The sequence below is a fragment of the Paracoccus litorisediminis genome, assembly GCF_009711205.1.
GTDB lineage: Bacteria > Pseudomonadota > Alphaproteobacteria > Rhodobacterales > Rhodobacteraceae > Paracoccus > Paracoccus litorisediminis.
Window position 1 is genome coordinate 1 of sequence record NZ_WMIG01000005.1, and the last position, 18631, is coordinate 18631.

At 62.9% G+C, this 18631-nt stretch carries 14 protein-coding genes; 5 read left to right on the plus strand and 9 right to left on the minus strand.

Features of this window, described 5'->3' with window-relative positions; all coding sequences use genetic code 11:
* Window positions 1-599 precede the first annotated feature (599 nt).
* Genes GL300_RS11540 through GL300_RS11545 form a run of 3 tightly spaced genes read right to left on the minus strand, consistent with a single transcriptional unit; the run spans window position 600 to window position 4905 of the window.
* Window positions 600-3266 carry an efflux RND transporter permease subunit gene (locus tag GL300_RS11540; protein WP_343043007.1) on the minus strand — a complete coding sequence of 889 codons (2667 nt, stop codon included), beginning with the start codon at window positions 3264-3266 and terminating at the stop codon, window positions 600-602.
* A complete protein-coding gene (locus tag GL300_RS27080; protein ID WP_281353122.1) occupies window positions 3263-3730 on the minus strand; it encodes an efflux RND transporter permease subunit in 468 nt (155 codons plus the stop codon). Before GL300_RS27080 ends, GL300_RS11540 begins: the two co-directional genes overlap by 4 nt.
* A gap of 26 nt (window positions 3731-3756) precedes the next feature.
* Window positions 3757-4905: an efflux RND transporter periplasmic adaptor subunit gene (locus tag GL300_RS11545; protein ID WP_155039789.1), complete on the minus strand. Its 1149-nt coding sequence runs from the start codon at window positions 4903-4905 to the stop codon at window positions 3757-3759.
* Window positions 4906-5529: 624 nt separating this feature from the next.
* On the opposite strand from GL300_RS11545, the gene GL300_RS11550 reads away from it, so the two are divergent.
* From GL300_RS11550 to GL300_RS11560, 3 genes are read left to right on the plus strand one after another with little or no spacing between them, the layout of a single operon-like run.
* Window positions 5530-5925, plus strand: coding sequence for an ImuA family protein (locus GL300_RS11550; protein WP_343043008.1), 396 nt, complete (start codon window positions 5530-5532; stop codon window positions 5923-5925).
* Window positions 5840-7315 (plus strand): Y-family DNA polymerase, encoded by a 1476-nt coding sequence (locus GL300_RS11555; protein ID WP_155039791.1) that lies wholly within the window; start codon window positions 5840-5842, stop codon window positions 7313-7315. The genes GL300_RS11550 and GL300_RS11555 overlap by 86 nt, the downstream gene beginning before the upstream one ends.
* Window positions 7312-10662, plus strand: a complete 3351-nt coding sequence (locus GL300_RS11560) for an error-prone DNA polymerase (protein WP_155039792.1) — start codon at window positions 7312-7314, stop codon at window positions 10660-10662. Before GL300_RS11555 ends, GL300_RS11560 begins: the two co-directional genes overlap by 4 nt.
* Before the next feature lie 47 nt (window positions 10663-10709).
* Here GL300_RS11560 and GL300_RS11565 read toward each other — a convergent pair whose 3' ends face one another.
* Window positions 10710-11645: an MYG1 family protein gene (locus tag GL300_RS11565; RefSeq protein WP_155039793.1), complete on the minus strand. Its 936-nt coding sequence runs from the start codon at window positions 11643-11645 to the stop codon at window positions 10710-10712.
* A 117-nt stretch (window positions 11646-11762) separates the two neighbouring features.
* Window positions 11763-12074 (minus strand): ETC complex I subunit, encoded by a 312-nt coding sequence (locus tag GL300_RS11570; RefSeq protein ID WP_155039794.1) that lies wholly within the window; start codon window positions 12072-12074, stop codon window positions 11763-11765.
* Between the two features lie 149 nt (window positions 12075-12223).
* Between GL300_RS11570 and uvrB the strand changes: the two genes are divergently transcribed.
* The gene (gene uvrB / locus GL300_RS11575) at window positions 12224-14410 is read left to right on the plus strand and encodes an excinuclease ABC subunit UvrB (RefSeq protein ID WP_155039795.1); all 2187 of its coding nucleotides are present in this window, start codon (window positions 12224-12226) and stop codon (window positions 14408-14410) included.
* On the opposite strand, the gene GL300_RS11580 is transcribed toward uvrB, so the two are convergent.
* The 3 genes from GL300_RS11580 to GL300_RS11590 all read right to left on the minus strand — a co-directional run bounded on the left by GL300_RS11580 (window position 14407) and on the right by GL300_RS11590 (window position 15853).
* Window positions 14407-14697, minus strand: a complete 291-nt coding sequence (locus tag GL300_RS11580) for an I78 family peptidase inhibitor (RefSeq protein ID WP_170297661.1) — start codon at window positions 14695-14697, stop codon at window positions 14407-14409. The two genes, uvrB and GL300_RS11580, sit on opposite strands and share 4 nt — an antisense overlap.
* Before the next feature lie 103 nt (window positions 14698-14800).
* Entirely contained in the window at window positions 14801-15436 is a 636-nt protein-coding gene (gene parA, locus GL300_RS11585; RefSeq protein ID WP_155039797.1) for a ParA family partition ATPase, read from the minus strand.
* Window positions 15437-15499: 63 nt separating this feature from the next.
* A complete protein-coding gene (locus GL300_RS11590; RefSeq protein WP_155039798.1) occupies window positions 15500-15853 on the minus strand; it encodes an antibiotic biosynthesis monooxygenase family protein in 354 nt (117 codons plus the stop codon).
* Window positions 15854-15960: 107 nt separating this feature from the next.
* Here GL300_RS11590 and GL300_RS11595 point away from each other — a divergent pair, with 107 nt between their 5' ends.
* Window positions 15961-17010 (plus strand): dipeptidase, encoded by a 1050-nt coding sequence (locus GL300_RS11595; protein WP_155039799.1) that lies wholly within the window; start codon window positions 15961-15963, stop codon window positions 17008-17010.
* Window positions 17011-17025: 15 nt separating this feature from the next.
* Here the strand turns inward: GL300_RS11595 and ppx are convergent, their stop codons facing one another.
* Window positions 17026-18573: an exopolyphosphatase gene (ppx, locus tag GL300_RS11600; RefSeq protein WP_155039800.1), complete on the minus strand. Its 1548-nt coding sequence runs from the start codon at window positions 18571-18573 to the stop codon at window positions 17026-17028.
* Window positions 18574-18631: the final 58 nt, after the last annotated feature.

The window sequence follows — 18631 nt, forward strand, 5'->3', positions numbered from 1 at the left end:
CCAGCCTATGATCCGACGATCACTGCAATCGCCGACCGCCTGTCGGGCCGCAAGGAACAGCGCGGGCTGGCCACCGACAAGACCCCGCGAGCCCCTTTGTCGAAGCCACCGGCGTCGGTGATATCCGACACCTGAAACAGTCCGATCGAGGTCATCAGCCGGCCCCACTATCGCTGACGCAGCCGGCAATCGACGCGCAGCCATGGGTGTTCTGAGCCGCGAGATGGGGGCAGGACTTCGCTTGGATTTCTGGCGTCGAGGCTCGTGGATCTGTGGCGATATCTGGCTTCAGGTTGGCATGTTTTAGCATCGACCCACTGCTTAGGCTGCGAGCGGGTAGTGTCCCCGTGGTCCAGCCCGAGGGGGCACTCCAAACCTCGGGTCATTTCTGGGTGGAAATCAACATCTACGGGTGTCTCGTGGCTTTTTGTCGTTATTTTTCCTCTTCCCGCACAGAGCTCGAACTCCGCGGGATATCGCGGCAAGGCGTTGGCCAACTGGCGTCCATTGACCGACCAAAAGATCATGTAGGCTTAGGACTATCCCGAATTCCTGTTTTCCGCGCCTCTGCGCTGCCTGACGTCTCCGCCGGAGCGGCGCTATTCCGGGGCCTTGGTCCGTCCTCCGTGGACTTTTTCGCGCAGGGTCTGGATCAGCATGAAGAAGATCGGCACGAAGATCGTCCCAGCCACCGCCGACATGATCGTGCCGCCAAACACCGCCAGCCCCAGCGACACCCGGCTGGCGGCACCCGCGCCGGTCGCGATGACCAGCGGGAACACCCCGGCGATAAAGGCAAGGCTGGTCATCATTACTGGACGGAAGCGCAGCCGGGCGGCGGTGATCGTGGCCTCATACAGGTCCATGCCCTCGACTTCACGCAGTGACTTGCCGAATTCGACGATCAGGATGGCAGTCTTGGCGGCAAGCCCGATCAGAAGCAGCAAGCCGATCTGGCCGTAAAGGCTGAGCGGTTGCCCGGCAAGGCCCGTGCCCAGCAGCGCCCCCACCAGCGCAATTGGCACCGACAGGATGATCGCGAAAGGTGTCATGAAGGATTCGTAAAGCGCGGCCAGGAACAGGAAGGTAAAGACCAGCGACAGCCCCAGCGCAATCGGTACGGCATTGCCGGATTTGCGTTCCTCAAAGCTGGAATCGGTCCATTCCGAGCGGAAGCCGGGCAAAGCATTGGCCGCCTCGACCTGCTCCATCGCGTCCATGGCATTGCCAGAGCTGAACCCGCCGGGACCGTTGGCAATGCCGGTGATCGTCGCGGAATTGTAGGTGTTGTAGCGGTAAAGCACATCCGCGCCTCGGCTGGGCTTGACCGTCACCAGCGTGCTCAGCGGCACAAGTTCCCCGCCATGATTGCGCACGTAAAGGTCGTTCAGGTCGCTTTCGTTCTGGCGGAACTCGGCATCGGCCTGAACCATGACGCGGTAGGTTTCGCCAAACAGGTTGAAGTCGTTGACATAGGCCCCGCCCAACTCGGTCTGCAGCGTCATGAAGATGTCGCTGATCGCCACGCCCAGCGTCTTGGCGCGGAGGCGGTCGACGACGATTTCAAGTTGCGGCGCGCCCGCGTTGAAGGTGCTGAAGGCGCGGGCGATCTCGGGGCGAGCGTTGGCGGCGGCGATCAGAGTTTGCAAGGCCTGCGCCAGTTCGTCCGGCGTGCGGCCTTGGGTATCCTCAAGGACGTAGGAGAAGCCGGCGACCGTCCCGAGGCCGGGAATGGCCGGAGCGCCAAAGACCGTCACTACCGCCTCGGGGATCTGGGCGAACTGGGCCTGATATTTACGCTGCAAGGCGGCCTGTGACTGCTCGGCAGATTTGCGTTCCTCCCACGGTTTCAGCTTGGCGATGATCATGCCGGTATTCGATTGCAACGCGGTGTTCAGGATCGAATAGCCGTTGACGGACAGGACGTTCTCGACCGACTCGTCGGCCTTCAGCGCATCGCCGATCTTGTCCATCACCAGCTCGGTCCGACCCAGCGCGGCGGCCTGCGGCAATTGCACGTCGACAATGAAAAAGCCCTTGTCCTCATCGGGAATGAAGCTGGTGGGGGTGTGGGTGAACAGGAAAAACAGCGCAGCGAACATGCCCACGATCAGCGCGACGCTGATCAGCAGGTGATGCGCCAGCCAGCCGACGATGGCGACATAGGCATTCGTCACCTTGTCGAAGAAGCGGTTGAAGGCGCGGATGACGAAATTCGGCTCTCCGCCGGATTTCATCAGGGTCGCGGCCAGCGCCGGGCTAAGCGTCATCGCGTTGATCATCGAGATCAGCACCGAGACCACCAGCGTTGTGCCAAAGTTCGCAAACATCCGCCCGGTGATGCCGGGCAGCAGCGTGGCCGGGCCAAAGACCGCCGCCAGCACTAATGATGTGGCGACGATCGGCCCCGCGACCTCTTGCATGGCCTTTTTCGTCGCCTCGCGCGGGGATAGCCCGTCGTGATGCATCAGCCGCTCGACGTTCTCGACCACGATGATCGCATCGTCCACGACCACCCCGATGGCAAGGATCAGCGCGAACAGCGTCACCGTATTGATGGTCAGGCCAAGCGCGTAAAGCACCGCCAGTGTGCCGATGATCGAGACCGGAACGGCAATCGCCGGGATCAGCGTCGCCCGCACGCTGCCAAGGAAGATATAGGTCACGACGATCACCAGCAGCACGGTGAAGATCAGCGTGATCGCGGTTTCCTCAAGCGAGGCGGCGATGAAAAGCGTCGTGTCATGGCCGACGGCATATTCGATGCCTTCTGGGAAATCGGCGGATAGTTCGTCCATCTTGGCGCGGACCGCCTTGGCGACATCAAGCGAGTTGGCGTCGGACAGCTTGTAGATCGCCATCAAAACGCCCGGCGCGTTGTTGAACTCGCCGTAGCCTTTGTAGACCTCGGCCCCCAGCTCGATGCGGGCCACATCGGACAGCCGCAGGACCGAACCCCCAGCATCGGCGCGCAGCACGATATTGCCGAATTCCTCCTCATTCTTCAGGCGGCCCTGCGCGGTCAGGACATACTGGAACTCGGTCGTGGCAGGGCTGGGCGCGGCGCCAAGCTGCCCGACCGCGGCCTGAATGTTCTGATCCCGGATGGCGGCGACGACCTCATTGACGGTGATGCCCTGATTGGCCAGCTTCACCGGATCGAGCCATGCCCGCATGCCGTAATCCAACGCACCGATGATGCTGGCCTCTGACACGCCGGGCAGGCGACCCAGCTCGGCCTCGATGTTCAGACTGGCATAGTTCACAGGAACACGCGGTCGAAGCGGTCGTCCGGGGACAGCAGGTTGACGACCATCAGCATGTCGGGGTTGCGCTTGCGCACGCTGACGCCGCGACGGCGGACTTCCTCGGGCAGTTGCGCCTCGGCCAGCTTGACGCGGTTCTGCACATCGACCTGCGCCAGATCGGCATCCGTGCCGATCTCAAAGGTGATGGTCAGGGTATAGCTGCCGTCGCTGGCTGATTTCGAGGACATGTAGACCATGCCCTCGGTCCCGTTGACCTGCGATTCGATGGGTGAGGCGATGGAATCGCGCACCGTATCGGCACTGGCGCCGGGGAAGTTCGCGCGCACCACGACCTTGGGGGCCGCAATGTCGGGATATTGGTCGATCGGCATGACGACCAAGGTCAGCAGCCCCATCAGGGTGATGACAATCGAGATGACAAAGGCAAATCGTGGCCGGCGGATGAAAAACTGCGGTCCCATATCGGTTCAATCCCCGTGCGGCCAGGTCATTTCTTGAACGGTTCGGTCTTGACGCTGACGCCCTCGCGGACTTTTTGCAGCCCCTCGACGATGACGGTCGCGCCTTCCTCCAGCCCGTCGATGACGGTCCAGTCAGCGCCGTCACGGATGCCGACCTGAATGTTCTTGCGCAGAACCTTGCCCTCGGCATCCACGGTCATCACGTAATGGCCCTGCTGGTCCTGCCCCACGGCGCGCTGCGGCACGGTCACGGCGTTGACGGCTTGCGCGGCATTGCCCCGGATGGTGACATTCATGCCGGGCAGTAGCACCCCGTCAGGGTTGGCGAATTCGGCGCGGGCCGCGATCGAGCCCCGAGTGGCCGCCGCCTGAAAATCCCAACTGACGAATTTGCCGGTATGAGGATATTCCTGCCCGCTGGGCAGGACCAGGGTCAGCACCAGCTTGGGGATTTCGACCTGCGCGGCACGCATGTCATCGCGGCGCTGGATGAAGATATCGTAATTCTGCTGGCTGATAAAACCCAACGCATAAATCGGATCAAGCGCAACCATTTCCGCCAGAGGCAGTGGTTGGGTCGGGTTATTGGGCATCACGATATCGCCCACGCTGGCATAGGCCGCGCTGATCCGCCCCTCGAACGGGGCATAGATCCTGGTGTCGGCCACGACCTTGTCGGCACGCTCGACTGCGGCCTGCGCTGAAGCGACCTGGGCCTTGGCGGCATCCAGTTGCGCGGTGGCCAGATCCAGTTCCGATTTCGCCGCCGACTGTCGGCGAACCAGAGTCTGCTTGCGTTCGAATTCCAACTGCCGCTCGCCCTGCTGGGCGCGGGCCACGGCCAGTGCGGCCTTGGCCTCAGCCAAGGCAAAACGGGCCTCGCGGTCGTCCATCTCAAAGAGCAGGTCGCCTTTTTTCACCACCGCGCCCGGCAGGACATAGCTGGCGACCACCTGCGAGGTGGTGAAGGGCCGGATCGTGGCCTTCTGCTCGGCCTCGATCACCGCGGGATGGGTGAATTCGGGATGGATCTCGCGCATGGCGGTGGTCTGGACAAGGACCGTCTGCGCGGATGCGGCTTCCTGTGCGCGGGCTGGCGAGAGCACCGGATGGGTGGCGGCAATGGCAAGTACAAAAATCAGGGCAGGAAAGCGACGAGAGGTGGCAAGGGGCATCGGGCATGTCCTTGGTCCGGGGATCTCTGCGCCGACGCTAGCAAAGCCGATATCTTCAAGTAAACGGGCTTAATCTGGTCGTCTTTCAAAAATATACCGACTCCATGGGTATCCGTTACATATATGCTGCTGGGTAGGGGCAAATGTTGGAGCCAGAGGCGGATGCAGCGCAACCTGCGTGCAGTAGCAATTAGGCGGCAACGTCATCCGCACTGCGCGAAACGACCCGCGATCTCGCGGCGCTTGGCCTTTAGGTACAACACCGGCATCGCTACCTATGTCTAGATCCTGATCGACGCATCGGGCTTTTGGTGGAAAATGTGCAAAAGCCTCGGCTCCAACCGCAAGGAACCTGCCTCCAAAACGGCTTGACCGACTGCCAGGTCAGACGAAACTTCGATCAGCCGAACCAAAGCAACGGACCCTCTCATCTCGATGCATGTCATTCCATCCCTTCCCCTACGTTCGACACGCGTGCATGAGGCTTGCGGACCTAGCGCGGCTGTCTTTGCTGCGATTGCCTGTTCCGGGACCAAAGGGCGGTTGCTGTGGATCTGCGAAGATCGACAGACGGAAAGGCTGCTTCCGACCGGGCTGGCAGAGTTTATCGACCCCGATCGGCTCATGATTGCGGATACCCGGAACCAGACCGATACCCTTGCCGTCGCAGAAGAAGCTTTGAAGGACGGCGCCATCGTTCTTGTCGTGATGGAGATAACTCGCCCGTTGAACCTGCGTGAAGGGCGGCGATTGCAGCTTGCTGCCAAGGCTGGGAACGCGACCGGCCTTTGCCTGATCCCCGAAGGTATGGGCAGCAACGCGGCTGAGACGCGTTGGCGATGCAGCCCGGTTTTCGACCCCGAAGATGGGGGCGACTCGACTTTGATGCGGTGGGAAATTATAAAGAACAAAAAGGGAACTTTGGGAGCGTGGCATGTTCGATGGAATGCAGCGACGCATCGTCTCGATGTGGTTTCCCCGGTTGCCGACGGACCGGGCGCTGCGACTGTGCCCGATTGACGCCCCCTTTGCGCTGAGCCTGCGCCACGGCAATACCGATCGCATTCATGATCTGAACCGACAGGCCGAAACGCAGGGCCTGCATCGTGGCATGACGATTTCCGAAGCTCGCGTCTATTGCTCGGGTCTGCGAACAAGGCAGGCCGATCCGGTGGGTGACCGGCGTTTTCTGACAGGCCTGCGGCGTTGGGCATTGCGTTACTGCCCTTGGGTCGGGATCGAGGATACGGATGGGCTGACGCTGGATATCTCGGGTGCCGCGCATCTGTTCGGCGGAGAAGAGGCGCTGTTGGCCGATATGCGCGCGCGTCTGGACCGTGCCGGGATCGAGGTGCGGCTGGGCCTAGCCGATGGGCGCGGTGCGGCTTGGGCGCTGTCCCACTATGGCGAGGGCATTGCAGCCCCCGCTGCAAGCGAGACGGCCTTGAGCAGCTTGCCGGTTGCTGCATTGCAGATCGAGCCAGACACCATCATCGCCTTGCAGCGTTTTGGTCTGAACAGCATCGGCGCACTTGCCGCAGCCGCCCGTGCACCGCTGGGCCGGCGCTTTGGTCCCGGATTGCTGACCCGTCTTGATCAGGCCCTTGGCCGACAGTCCGAATCGATTACCCCGCTGACCGAGCCACCGCATTATGCCGTGCGCCTGACCCTACCCGAACCGATCGGATTGACCGCAGATGTCATGGCGGGGCTGGAGCGGTTGCTGCAGGCCTTATGCGCCAAGCTGAAGGCGCATGAGGCAGGGGCACGGGTCCTGTGCCTGACCTTGCGGCGGGTGGATCAGCACAGCCAGACGGTTCCGCTGCGTTTGGCCGCAGCGATGCGCGATCCTGCCCGGATCTTGCCGCTGTTTGTCCGCGGGATCGAGGATGTCGACTCAGGCTTTGGCATCGACCAGCTACGACTTGCGGCGACGGTGGTCGAACCCCTGCCCTTGCAGCAGATCGGGCAGGATATCGCCACGCCCGAACAACTGGATAATCTGATAACCCGCATTGGCACGCGGATCGGGCTGGATAACATCCGGCGCTTCCAGCCTCTGGACAGCCACATCCCCGAGCGCAGTTTCCAACTGGTTCCGGTGACGGATTCGCAGCCTCGTAAGGGCTGCTCGACCCAACGCCAGCGCCCCTTGCGGCTGTTCCCGCCAGAACCTGTCACCGCCCGTGGCTCGACCCCGCCCGAACGGTTTCGCTGGCGGCGAATGAGCCTTAGTACCGGCCGCGCCATCGGACCCGAGCGGATCGCGCCGGAATGGTGGGTAGAGGATGACGGCTGGCGATCCGGCATCCGCGATTACTGGCGTGTCGAAACGCATCAGGGAAGGCGATTGTGGATGTTTTACACCCCACAGCGCCCCGCCTGGTTCGTGCAGGGGGAATTTCCATGACCCCGACCCCGTCCTATCCCACGCCCCCCAACGCAACTTCGCCGCAATATGCCGAGCTTTGTGTCACCACGAACTTTACCTTCCTGACCGGTGCCTCGCATCCCGAGGAACTGGTCTTGCGCGCGGCCGAACTGGGTCTGAAGGCGATTGCCATTACCGATCGCAACTCGCTTGCCGGTGTCGTCCGGGCTTGGAGCACTCTGCGCGATCTGGCCAAGGAGACCGGGGAAAGCCTGCGCGTCCGTTCGAGCACTTGCCATGATCCCAGCTCACGGCAGGAAATCGGGCAGGCGCTGGATCTGCCAGCCCCCACCGAACCAAGGCTGCCCAAGCTGATCGTCGGCGCACGACTGGTCTTGCAGGACTGCCCGGTCGAGTGGCTGGCCCTGCCGATGGATCGCCCGGCCTATGCGCGTCTGTCGCGGTTGCTGACCCTGGGCAAGCGCCGGGCTGGAAAGGCGGAATGCCACCTGCTGCTGGCCGATCTTGAGCAGGGCTGTCAGGGCATGATCCTGATCGCCGTGCCGCCCACCGATCTGGCGCAGGCCCTGATACCGTTGCAGCGTCTTGGCCGTTGCTATCCCCGAAATGTCTTTCTGGGGGCCGCGCCGCGCTATGATGGCTCGGATCAGGCATGGTTCGATGCCTGCGCGCGGATGGCGCTTGCGGCATCGACGCCAATGGTGGCCGTGGGCGATGTGCTGATGCACCGGGCGTCCCGTCGGCCGCTGGCCGATGTGCTGACCTGCATGCGCCACCACATCACCATCGACCAGATCGGGACCCGCGCCCTGCTGAACGCCGAACGCCGCCTGAAAACCCCGGTCGAGATGGCCCGGCTATACCACCGATACCCTGCCGCCATCCACCGCACGCTGGAAATCGCCACGCGATGCAGCTTTGATCTGATCCAGCTAGGTTATGATTATCCTGATGAAACGGCGAATGGTGAGGCGCCGCAGCCAAGGCTTGAACGGCTGGTTCAGGAAGGCCTGCTGCGCCGCTGTCAGGGAAACGTACCCGAACGGTTCCGCAAACTGGCTGAAAAGGAACTGACGCTGGTGGGAGAGGTGAAATACGCCCCCTACTTCCTGACGGTCCATGACATCGTGACCTATGCGCGATCGCAAGGCATTCTGTGTCAGGGACGTGGCTCGGCGGCGAACTCGATCATCTGCTGGGCGCTTGGCATCACCGATGTCAGCCCCGACACGATCCAGATGGTTTTCGAACGCTTCATCTCGCGCCATCGGGGTGAGCCGCCCGATATCGACGTGGATTTCGAACATGAACGCCGCGAAGAAGTGATCCAGTGGATCTACGGCAAATACACGCGGGACCGGGCGGGGCTTTGTGCCACCGTGATCCATTTCCGCTCGCGCGCCGCGATCCGTGAGGTCGGCAAGGTCATGGGCTTGTCTCAGGATGTGACGGCCAACCTTTCGGGGCTGGTCTGGGGCATCTCGAACAAAGGTGCCGATCCTGACCAGATCCGCGCGCTGGGTCTGAATCCCGATGATCGCCGACTGGCCCAGACGATTTCCCTGATCCGCGACATGATCGGGTTTCCGCGGCACCTAAGCCAGCATGTCGGCGGCTTCGTCATCACCCGTGGGCGGTTGGACGAACTCTGCCCGATCGAGAATGCCGCGATGGAGGACCGCACCTGCATCGAATGGGACAAGGACGATATCGACGCGCTGAACATCCTCAAGGTCGATGTGCTCAGCTTGGGAATGCTGACCTGCATCCGCAAAGCGTTCGACCTGCTGCGCGATCACGAGGGGATATCGCACAGTCTGGCCACCGTTCCGCCGGAGGACGGCCCGACCTATGACATGCTGTGCCGCGCCGATGCCATCGGCGTCTTTCAGGTCGAAAGCCGGGCACAGATGAATTTCCTGCCGCGAATGCAGCCCAGGACATTCTACGACCTAGTGATCGAGGTCGCCATCGTGCGTCCAGGTCCGATCCAAGGGGGCATGGTCCAACCCTATATCAGGCGGCGTCAGGGAAACGAACCGGTCAGCTACCCCTCGCCCGAAATGGAGGAGGTGCTGCACAAGACGCTTGGCGTTCCGCTGTTTCAGGAACAGGCCATGCGGATCGCCGTGGTCGCCGCAGGGTTTTCCCCCGAGGATGCCGACCGGTTGCGGCGTTCTTTGGCCTCGTTTCGCAATTTGGGCACGGTTCACAAGTTCGAACGGCAGTTCATCGATGGCATGATCAAGAACGGGTACGATCCTGACTTCGCAACGCGCTGCTTTGCGCAGGTCAGGGGCTTTGCCGATTACGGTTTCCCAGAAAGCCACGCAGCTGCCTTTGCCCTGCTGACCTACGTGTCGTCATGGCTGAAATGCCATCATCCGGCAATTTTCGCCTGTGCCTTGCTCAACAGCCAGCCCATGGGGTTTTACGCACCCGCCCAGATCGTGCGCGACGCCCGCGAGCATGATATCGAGGTCCGCCCCATCTGCGTCAATCACAGCAATTGGGACAATACGCTGGAACGCCGCGCGGACGGGCAACTGGCGCTGCGGCTGGGTTTGCGGCAGATCAAGGGCTTTCGCGAGGCTGATGCGGTCCGGATCTCGGCCATGCGCGGCAATGGCTATCCCGACCCGGAAAGCCTGTGGCTGCGCACCGGCCTTGTACCCGCGGCGCTGAAGCATCTGGCCGAAGCCGACGCCTTTGCCGTCATGGGCCTGCCCCGACGCGATGCGCTATGGGCGGTGCAGGCCATTCGCGCGCCCGCGCCGCTACCGCTGTTTGACGACCCGATCGATGGGGAAGGACTGAACGAACCACAGGTTACGTTGCCGGTCATGCATCTGGGCGAAGAGGTGGTCGAGGATTACGTCGCGACCCGGCTGACGCTGCGTGCCCACCCGATGGAACTGCTGCGCGCCTCGATTCCCGGCCTGACACCGCATGCAGAGCTGACCTCGGCGGTGGGCCGGATATCGGTCTGCGGTCTGGTCATCACCCGTCAACGTCCGGGCACCGCTTCCGGAGTGGTTTTTCTGACGCTTGAGGATGAAACCGGCGTGTCCAATGTCGTCGTCTGGAATCGGGTCTTTGAGCGCTACCGTCGGGCCGTGATGGGCGCGCGTCTGCTTCGCGTTTCTGGCCGGGTCGAGCGTCAGGGTGCTGTCACCCACCTGATTGCAGAGCGGTTCGAGGATCTGTCCCATCGCCTTGCAGATCTGGGCCACCCGCTGGACCACATGGTCGGCATCACCACGCCACAGGCGGATGACACCCCTCGCCCGGCGCGGCACCGATCTCATGCGCGGCACCCACGGGAACAAGCCAAACGCTTGTTCCCAAGCCGTGATTTCCATTGAAGGCTGGTTTTGTGCTCCCGGCCCTCACAGGTCGGTCAGCAGCAACATTACCCCGCTGGACGGGTTTCAGCAGCCTGCACCGCCAGCTCAGCCATCCGAAGGATCGCATCGCGGCTTTCGGCCACGGCAATGAACCGCCCGTTGTGACAGAATTTGGCACCCTTAACACCGGATGCGGCCTCCAACGCCTCGTCGGTCAGGCCAGCCCAGGCTTCAGGCAGGTCGGCGCGCAGCGCGAAGCCGTCTTCGTCGCGGCGGATGCCGGTCAGGGTCCAGTCGCTCTCGCGCGGATGAATCACGAAAAGCAGTTGGTCGGCCCCGGCTTTGACCACGGCCGATCGGAAGGGCATGCCCATGGGAAGCTCAAGGATACGGCCCTCGCCTGCAGCGGCGATGGCGGCCTGAACCATGCTTTCGGCGCGGCGTTTGGCAGCCTTGCGGGCGATCGATGCCTCGACAAAGGCGCGGGCAACGATCAGCGCCCGGTCAAAGGCGCGGTCATCGGCATCAGGCGTGCGGTCATCGAAAACCGGCTTCAGGCTTTCCAGCAGCATCGGCAGGGTCAGGTCGGCCAGCAGCGGACCTGCCGCCGAGGGGCTGAGCGCGCCATTATCCATCAGGTCCACAGGCAGCACGAAGTCACGCTCGAATGAGGCGTGAATCGCGTCGATATCGACGTTCGGCACTTCCATCGCGCGCAGATAGTCGCGCCCGAAATGCTGCCAGATCAGACCAAACGAGGAGTAGGGCAGGCCGTCCTCGCGCAACGGCGCGTCTTTCTGGTGGTGGTCAAAGATCTGCTGCGCCGCGTCGTAATCGCGACCAACGTCATAAATCACCCGATCCGCAGCCGGAGTGATCCATTCGGCATCGCGGCTGCGGATCAGGCGGGCCAGCGGATACAGCCGGGTCAGAATGACCGAGGACAGAAGCTCATCGGCATGGAAGCCGCCGGAATGGGTGACAAGGAATTCTATGGCCATCTTGGCACTCTCCGGAAAACAACATGACCGCCCAACGGGGCGGTCACGGGATATCAGAAATTTACGGAACCTTTGCTGCGCACCGGATTTGGAAGCAACTGTGGTCCGAATGACAGATCAGTGCGTCCAGGGGGCGCGGCGGTCGGTGGCGAAGTTTTCGCCGTAGCCGCGGGGACGGACGTTATGGGCGCGGGCCTGCGGCTCGATCACCTCGAAATCCAGGCCCTTCTCGCGGGCGTAATCTTCGGCCTGCTCGCGGGTCTCGAAGCGCAGGCGGACCTGGCTTTGGGTGTCGTCGCTGCTGGTCCAGCCCATCAGCGGGTCGATCTCGCGCGAATCCGCGGCCGGGAAGTCCAGAACCCAGTTCTTGGTGCGGGCCGTGCCCGACTGCATGGCGTTACGTGCAGGCTTGTAGATGCGGACGCGCATTGGCGGAAACCTCAGTTCTTGCTTGCGCGTCTTATCCAACAAGAGACAGCCGGGATCAAGATCTGCGGCCCATCCTTGGGATTAATGCCAAGAAGTCTTGCATCTGGGACAAAGCATGCCAGATTCCCACCGGAACAAAGGGTGAAACGATGGGCCACAACAACACCAACGCTCCGGTGACGCGCTTCCCCGAGGTCTCGCGCCCTAAGCTGGAGGGCGGCAAGCGCTTCGTCATGAAGTCGGAATTCCAGCCAGCTGGCGACCAGCCCACGGCGATTGCCGAACTGTCGCAGGGCGTGACGGCGGGTGAGCGCGATCAGGTGCTGCTGGGTGCAACCGGCACCGGCAAGACCTATACCATGGCCAAGGTGATCGAGGCGACGCAGCGCCCGGCCATCATCCTCGCCCCGAACAAGACCTTGGCGGCCCAGCTTTACGGCGAGTTCAAGGGCTTCTTCCCCGACAACGCGGTCGAGTATTTCGTCAGCTATTACGACTACTACCAGCCCGAGGCCTATGTCGCGCGCAGCGATACCTATATCGAGAAAGAATCCCAGATCAACGAGGCCATCGACCGGATGCGCCACTCGGCGACGCGGGCGCTTCTGGAGCGCGATGACGTGATCATCGTGGCCTCGGTTTCCTGCATCTATGGCATCGGCTCGGTCGAGACCTATTCGGCGATGACGCAGGATATGATCGTCGGCCAGCTTTACGATCAGCGCGAGTTTCTGGCCGAGCTGGTCGCCCAGCAATATCGCCGCCTTGACGCCGCCTTCCAGCGCGGGGGCTTCCGGGTGCGCGGCGATCTGGTCGAGGTCTGGCCCGCCCACCTTGAGGACCGGGCTTGGCGTTTCGATTTCTTCGGCAATGAGCTTGAGGCGATCACCGAATTCGACCCGCTGACCGGGCAGAAGACCGACAACTTCAAGCAGATCCGCATCTATGCGAACAGCCACTATGTGACGCCGCGTCCGACGATGCAGCAGGCCACCAAGGGCATCAAGGCCGAGCTTCAGGCCCGGCTGAAACAACTGACCGATGAGGGCAAGCTGCTGGAAGCCCAGCGGCTGGAGCAGCGTACAAATTTCGACCTTGAGATGCTGGAAGCGACCGGCGTCTGCAACGGGATCGAGAACTATTCCCGCTATCTGACCGGGCGCGCACCGGGCGAGCCGCCGCCCACGCTTTTCGAGTTTATCCCCGATAACGCCATTGTTTTTGCGGATGAATCCCACGTGTCCGTGCCACAGATCGGCGGCATGTATCGGGGCGACTTCCGGCGCAAATTCACGCTTGCGGAACATGGCTTCCGCCTGCCCTCATGCATGGACAACCGCCCGCTGAAATTCGAGGAATGGGACGCGATGCGCCCGCAATCGGTCTTTGTCAGCGCCACCCCCGCCCAATGGGAGATGGACCAGACCGGCGGCGTCTTCACCGAACAGGTCATCCGCCCGACGGGGTTGATCGACCCCCCGATCGAGATCCGCCCGGTCGAGATGCAGGTGGACGATCTGCTCGATGAGGTGCGCAAGGTTGCCGCCGCCGGTTACCGCACCTTGGTCACCACGCTGACCAAGCGCATGGCCGAGGATCTGACCGAATATCTGCATGAACAAGGTATCCGCATCCGCTACATGCACAGCGACATCGACACCATCGAGCGGATCGAGATCCTACGCGACCTGCGTTTGGGGGCTTTCGACGTGCTGGTTGGCATCAACTTATTGCGCGAAGGCCTTGATATTCCTGAATGTGGTTTAGTTGCCATTCTGGACGCCGACAAGGAGGGCTTCCTGCGTTCGGAAACCTCGCTGATCCAGACCATCGGACGCGCGGCGCGCAATGCCGAGGGACGCGTCATCATGTATGCCGACCGCATCACCGGCAGCATGGAGCGCGCCATGGCCGAAACGGAGCGCCGCCGCGTCAAGCAGGTAGCCTATAACGAGGAACATGGCATCACCCCCCAGACCGTGCGCAAGAATGTCGAGGATGTTCTGGCTGGTCTGTGGCAAGGCGACACCGACCAGTCCCGCGTCACCGCTAAGGTCGACACGCCGATGGTCGGCCCGAACCTTGCCGCGCATCTGGACGGGCTGCGCGCGCAGATGCGCAAAGCCGCCGAGAATCTGGAATTCGAGGAAGCCGCGCGGCTGCGCGACGAGGTGAAGCGGCTTGAAGCCGTCGAGCTGGCCGTTGCGGACGACCCTCTTGCCCGTCAATCCGCCATCGAGGAGGCGGCCGAGGAAGCGGTCAAGGCCTCGGGCCGTTCGACGGCGGGCCGTGCGGGCCAGCGCGGCGGCAACAAGCGCTCAAAACGCTCGCGCTAGCCGCAGCTGACACGGACCAGCTTGCCGGTCTTGTCATGTTCGAAATTCAGCCGCTTCATGTTGTAATCCATGGTCAGCGGGTCGCCGGTGGTGAATTTGCGGAAAGGCGTGTTCGCCGGAACCGTGATCACCGGCGCGGTCTGACCGATCAGCTGCACGAAATTGTTGGCGCCGCAGCTGTCATCCTCGAGCCGCGGCGGCGGGGCGGCTTCGGTTTCCTTACTTTCTGGCACGCAGGCCGCAAGCAAAAGCGGAAGGACGATGACGGCACGAATTGCGGGCTGCATGGACATTTCCTCTTTGACGGGACCGTGGCGGAACGTGGCATCGGGACAAAAAGTTTCCGACACTTCAAGGCTGCTGCTGAAAGCGGCGGAAAATCGCGTGAAATCAGGCCATCCAGGTCAGGATTTCGTCGGTCAGGGCCTCGATTTCGGATTTCGCGGTCGGATTGCGCGAGCCGTCCGGCGCGCCAAGACCAATGCCCAGCGTCTCGGCATAGGCGACGCGATTGGCAACCTGCGCGGCGGCAACCTCGGCCCCCAGTTCGGTGGCCTTGCTGGCAATGTCGGCGGCCAGTCGCGTGTTCGGGCGGGTGCGGTTCAGGACGATCAATGTCTCGCATTTCTCGCGTCGGGCAAGGTCCAGCACGCCCTCGGTCGCCCACAGATCCACTTGGCTCGCGGCGACGGGGACCACGACCAGATTGGCCACGCGCAGCGCCGGGCGCAGGTCGCTGTCGATCTTGGGCGGCGTGTCGATAATGACGAAATCGAAGCGCTTCTTCAGCTTTTCCGATTCGTAGCTGGCCCCCCAGGCCGAGGAGGTGCTGAATTCCAGCAACTCGTCTTCGCCCACCCGGTCCAGCCGCTCAAGGAACCAGCGGCCCATGCTGCCCTGCGGATCGGTATCCAGCAGGGCGACGCTATGCCCCCGCCCGCGCAGCGAGACAGCAAGGTTCACCGCGATCGTGGTTTTACCCGATCCGCCCTTTTGCTGTGCAACGGTGATGATGCGCCCCGTCATGATCCGCCCCCTCGTCCCAGCCGGTTTGGCCCAGACTAGGGGCAGTATCGCTGCAATGCACGACTAATTCGCAGTTGCAGCATCGCTGCTGCCGCGAACCTGCCAGGTTTCGATAACCTCGTACATGACGGGCTCAAAATGGCGGCACATGGCATTGATGCTGCGGTTGCGCTCGCGCATCTCGGCGCTTCGCAGCATGGCCTGATAATCGCGCCGGTCGCGCCATTGCGAATAGGTCGCGATCCGGGTCTGGGCATCGTTCAGATGGACCGCCCCCGAGACATATCCCGGCTGGCGGCTGATCACCTCGTCATAGGCGGCGTTCAGGGCATCGATCACGTCATGCGCTGTTCCGGGTGTCACCTCGAAGGTGCAGATCACCGTCTGTCCGGGGAAATCCTTGGCGATCTTCGTCATGGCTGGGCCTCCTCACCTCGCTCACATCCAGCTTACGCCGAATTGGCCCCGGTTGAAGGTCTTTTGCATCGGGCGCATGGTGCGGCCCAGACTTAGGAGACAGCCATATGATTCCGGTATTTGACGGGCATAATGATTTTCTGCAACGCATGGTCGATGCCGGCGCGGGCCGCGACCGCCTGTGGAGCAAGGGCGACGGCACCGGCCATCTGGACCTGCCGCGCATGCAGGCGGGCGGTGTCGCGGGTGGGTTCTTTGCCATCTGGACCCCCTCGCCCGATTCCGAGGACGACGCAGCAGCAGCGGTGATGAAGGCGAACCCGCCCTTCGCCCTGCCCCTGCCCGATGAGGTCTCGAACGCCGATTCCCTGCCCCGCGCGCTGGCTCAGGCCGGGCAGCTGATGGCGATGGAGCGCACGGGCACGCTCAAGATCTGCCGCAGCGCCGCCGATATCCGCGCCGCCATGGCCGAGGGCAAGATCGCCGCGATCCTGCATATCGAAGGGGCCGAGCCGATCGCCGACATGGACGCGCTGCATCTGTGGCACGCGATGGGCCTGCGCTCGCTGGGGCCGGTCTGGTCGCGGCCGACGCGCTATGCGCATGGCGTGCCCTTTGCCTTCCCCGGCTCGCCCGATACCGGCGCCGGCCTGACCGATGCCGGCAAGCAACTGGTGCGCGAATGCAACTCGCTGCGGATCATGCTGGACCTGTCGCATCTGAACGAGAAGGGTTTTGACGACATCGCGGCGCTTTCCGACGCACCGCTGGTTGCCAGCCATAGCTGCGCCCATGCCGTCGCGCCCAGCACCCGCAACCTGACCGACCGCCAGTTGCAGGTGATCGCGGACAGCAAGGGGCTGGTCGGGCTGAACTACGCGGTTGGCTTCCTGCATCCGCAGGGCCTGCGCGATCCGATGCATGGCTTCGACATCGTTCTGCGCCATCTGGACCACTTGCTTAGCTTCCTTGGCGAAGACGGCGTGGCGCTGGGATCGGATTTCGACGGCGCGCAGATGCCCGAGGACCTGTCCGATGCCTCGAAGCAGCAGAACCTGATCCAGGCGATGCTGGATCACGGCTATGGTCAGGAGCTGGTCGAAAAGATCGCGTATCGCAACTGGATCGGCGTGCTGGAGCGGACCTGGGGGCGCTGACGCCCCCAAACCCGGTCAGAGGGCGGGTTCAACCACCAGAGGTTCCGCCCCCAGCGCCGCGGCCAGCGAATTGAAACGCGCCAAGGCCACCTCGCCCATCAGCGCCTGTCCGGTATCGGTCAGGCGCAGCTCCAAGGCCTTTTTCTTGGCCGAGTATTTCAGCTTGCCCGCTTCGGCCGGGTCCTTGATCGAGAACATCGCGCCGAAACGCATGGCCTTGCCCAGCACCTCGGCATTGCGGATCTGGGCGTCGTCGAGCAGGCCGAACAGCGGCGCCATCGCGGCATTCGCCCGGCTGTTGCGGTAGCGGTGCAGCAACGCGAGGCCAAGGAAAACCCGCTCGGAATGGGACAGCGCCGCCATATTGGCGCGGGTCACATTGTCGAAACAGGCATCGGCGCGGTAATCGGGATGCGTCCGCCATGTCGTGTCATGCAGCAGGCAAGCGGCCCGGATCAGCCGGTCCAGCGCAGGATCGGCGTCCTTGAAGATCGGATCAAGGAATTGGTACAGCCGCTTACCGAAGCCCGGCACGCGGGCCATCTGCCGTTCGGCAAAGCGCGCCGCCTCGATCAGCGGATCGCGCGAGCGCAGGCTTTCCGGCATCTGTTCGTAAAGCAGCCCCTCGCGGATGCCATAGGAGGAAACGGCCAGCGATTGCGGGGCAAAGATCTGCACCAACTCGCGCAGCACCTGGCTGGCCAGCGGCACCAACTCCATCCGGCTAGAAGAAATCCCCAGCTTGCCGCGCAGATCGCTAAGGTTCTGCTTGCCGATCCAATCTACGGTATCCAGCACACCCTGCGGGGTCATGCGGTATTCATGCAGCACGGTCATCGGGTATTTCGCCCGCTCCATGTCCAGCCGCGCGATCGCCCGCCACGAGCCGCCGACCAGATAGATCTGATCATGGCCCGTGCCCATTTTCTCAGCCGCGTCCTGAATGATCTTGCGGATATGGTCGCGCAGACCGGACTGACCGCCCTTGATCTGTTGCAGCCGGAACGGCCCCAAAGGTGTGCTGATCCGCTTGCCGACCTTGCCGTCGGACAGTTCGGCCAACTCCATCGAGTTGCCACCGATGTCGCAGACCAGCCCCTTGGCATCGGGCCAACCCAACAGCACGCCCTGGGCGGACAGCCGGGCTTCTTCCTCGCCTTCGATGACCCACAGCTTCAGCCCGGTCTGGCGCTCGACCTCGCGGCGGAACTCGGGGCCGTCCTCGGCCTCGCGCACGGCAGCGGTGGCCACGCAGGTCAGGGGCTTGATCCCCATGCCATCGGCCAAGGCGGCAAAGCGTTTCAGTGCCGCCATGCCGCGACGCGCGCCCTCGGGGTTCAGCCTGCCGGTTTCAGCCAGCCCTTGCCCCAGACCCGCCATAACCTTTTCGTTGTAGAAATAGGCCGGAGACCGCGCGGCCCCGTCGAACACCACCATGCGGATCGAGTTCGAGCCGACATCGACCACGCCCACCCGGCTTAACGCCCGTTCTGACAGCCGGTCGAAAAGTGAGCGGCCGAAGGGCTCGATGGTTTCTCCGCTTGCGGTCGTGATGCCGTTCATCGGGTTCCTTTCGATGGCACTGCCGGTTGCAGGCGGCAGGGGATGGATGGTCCATTAA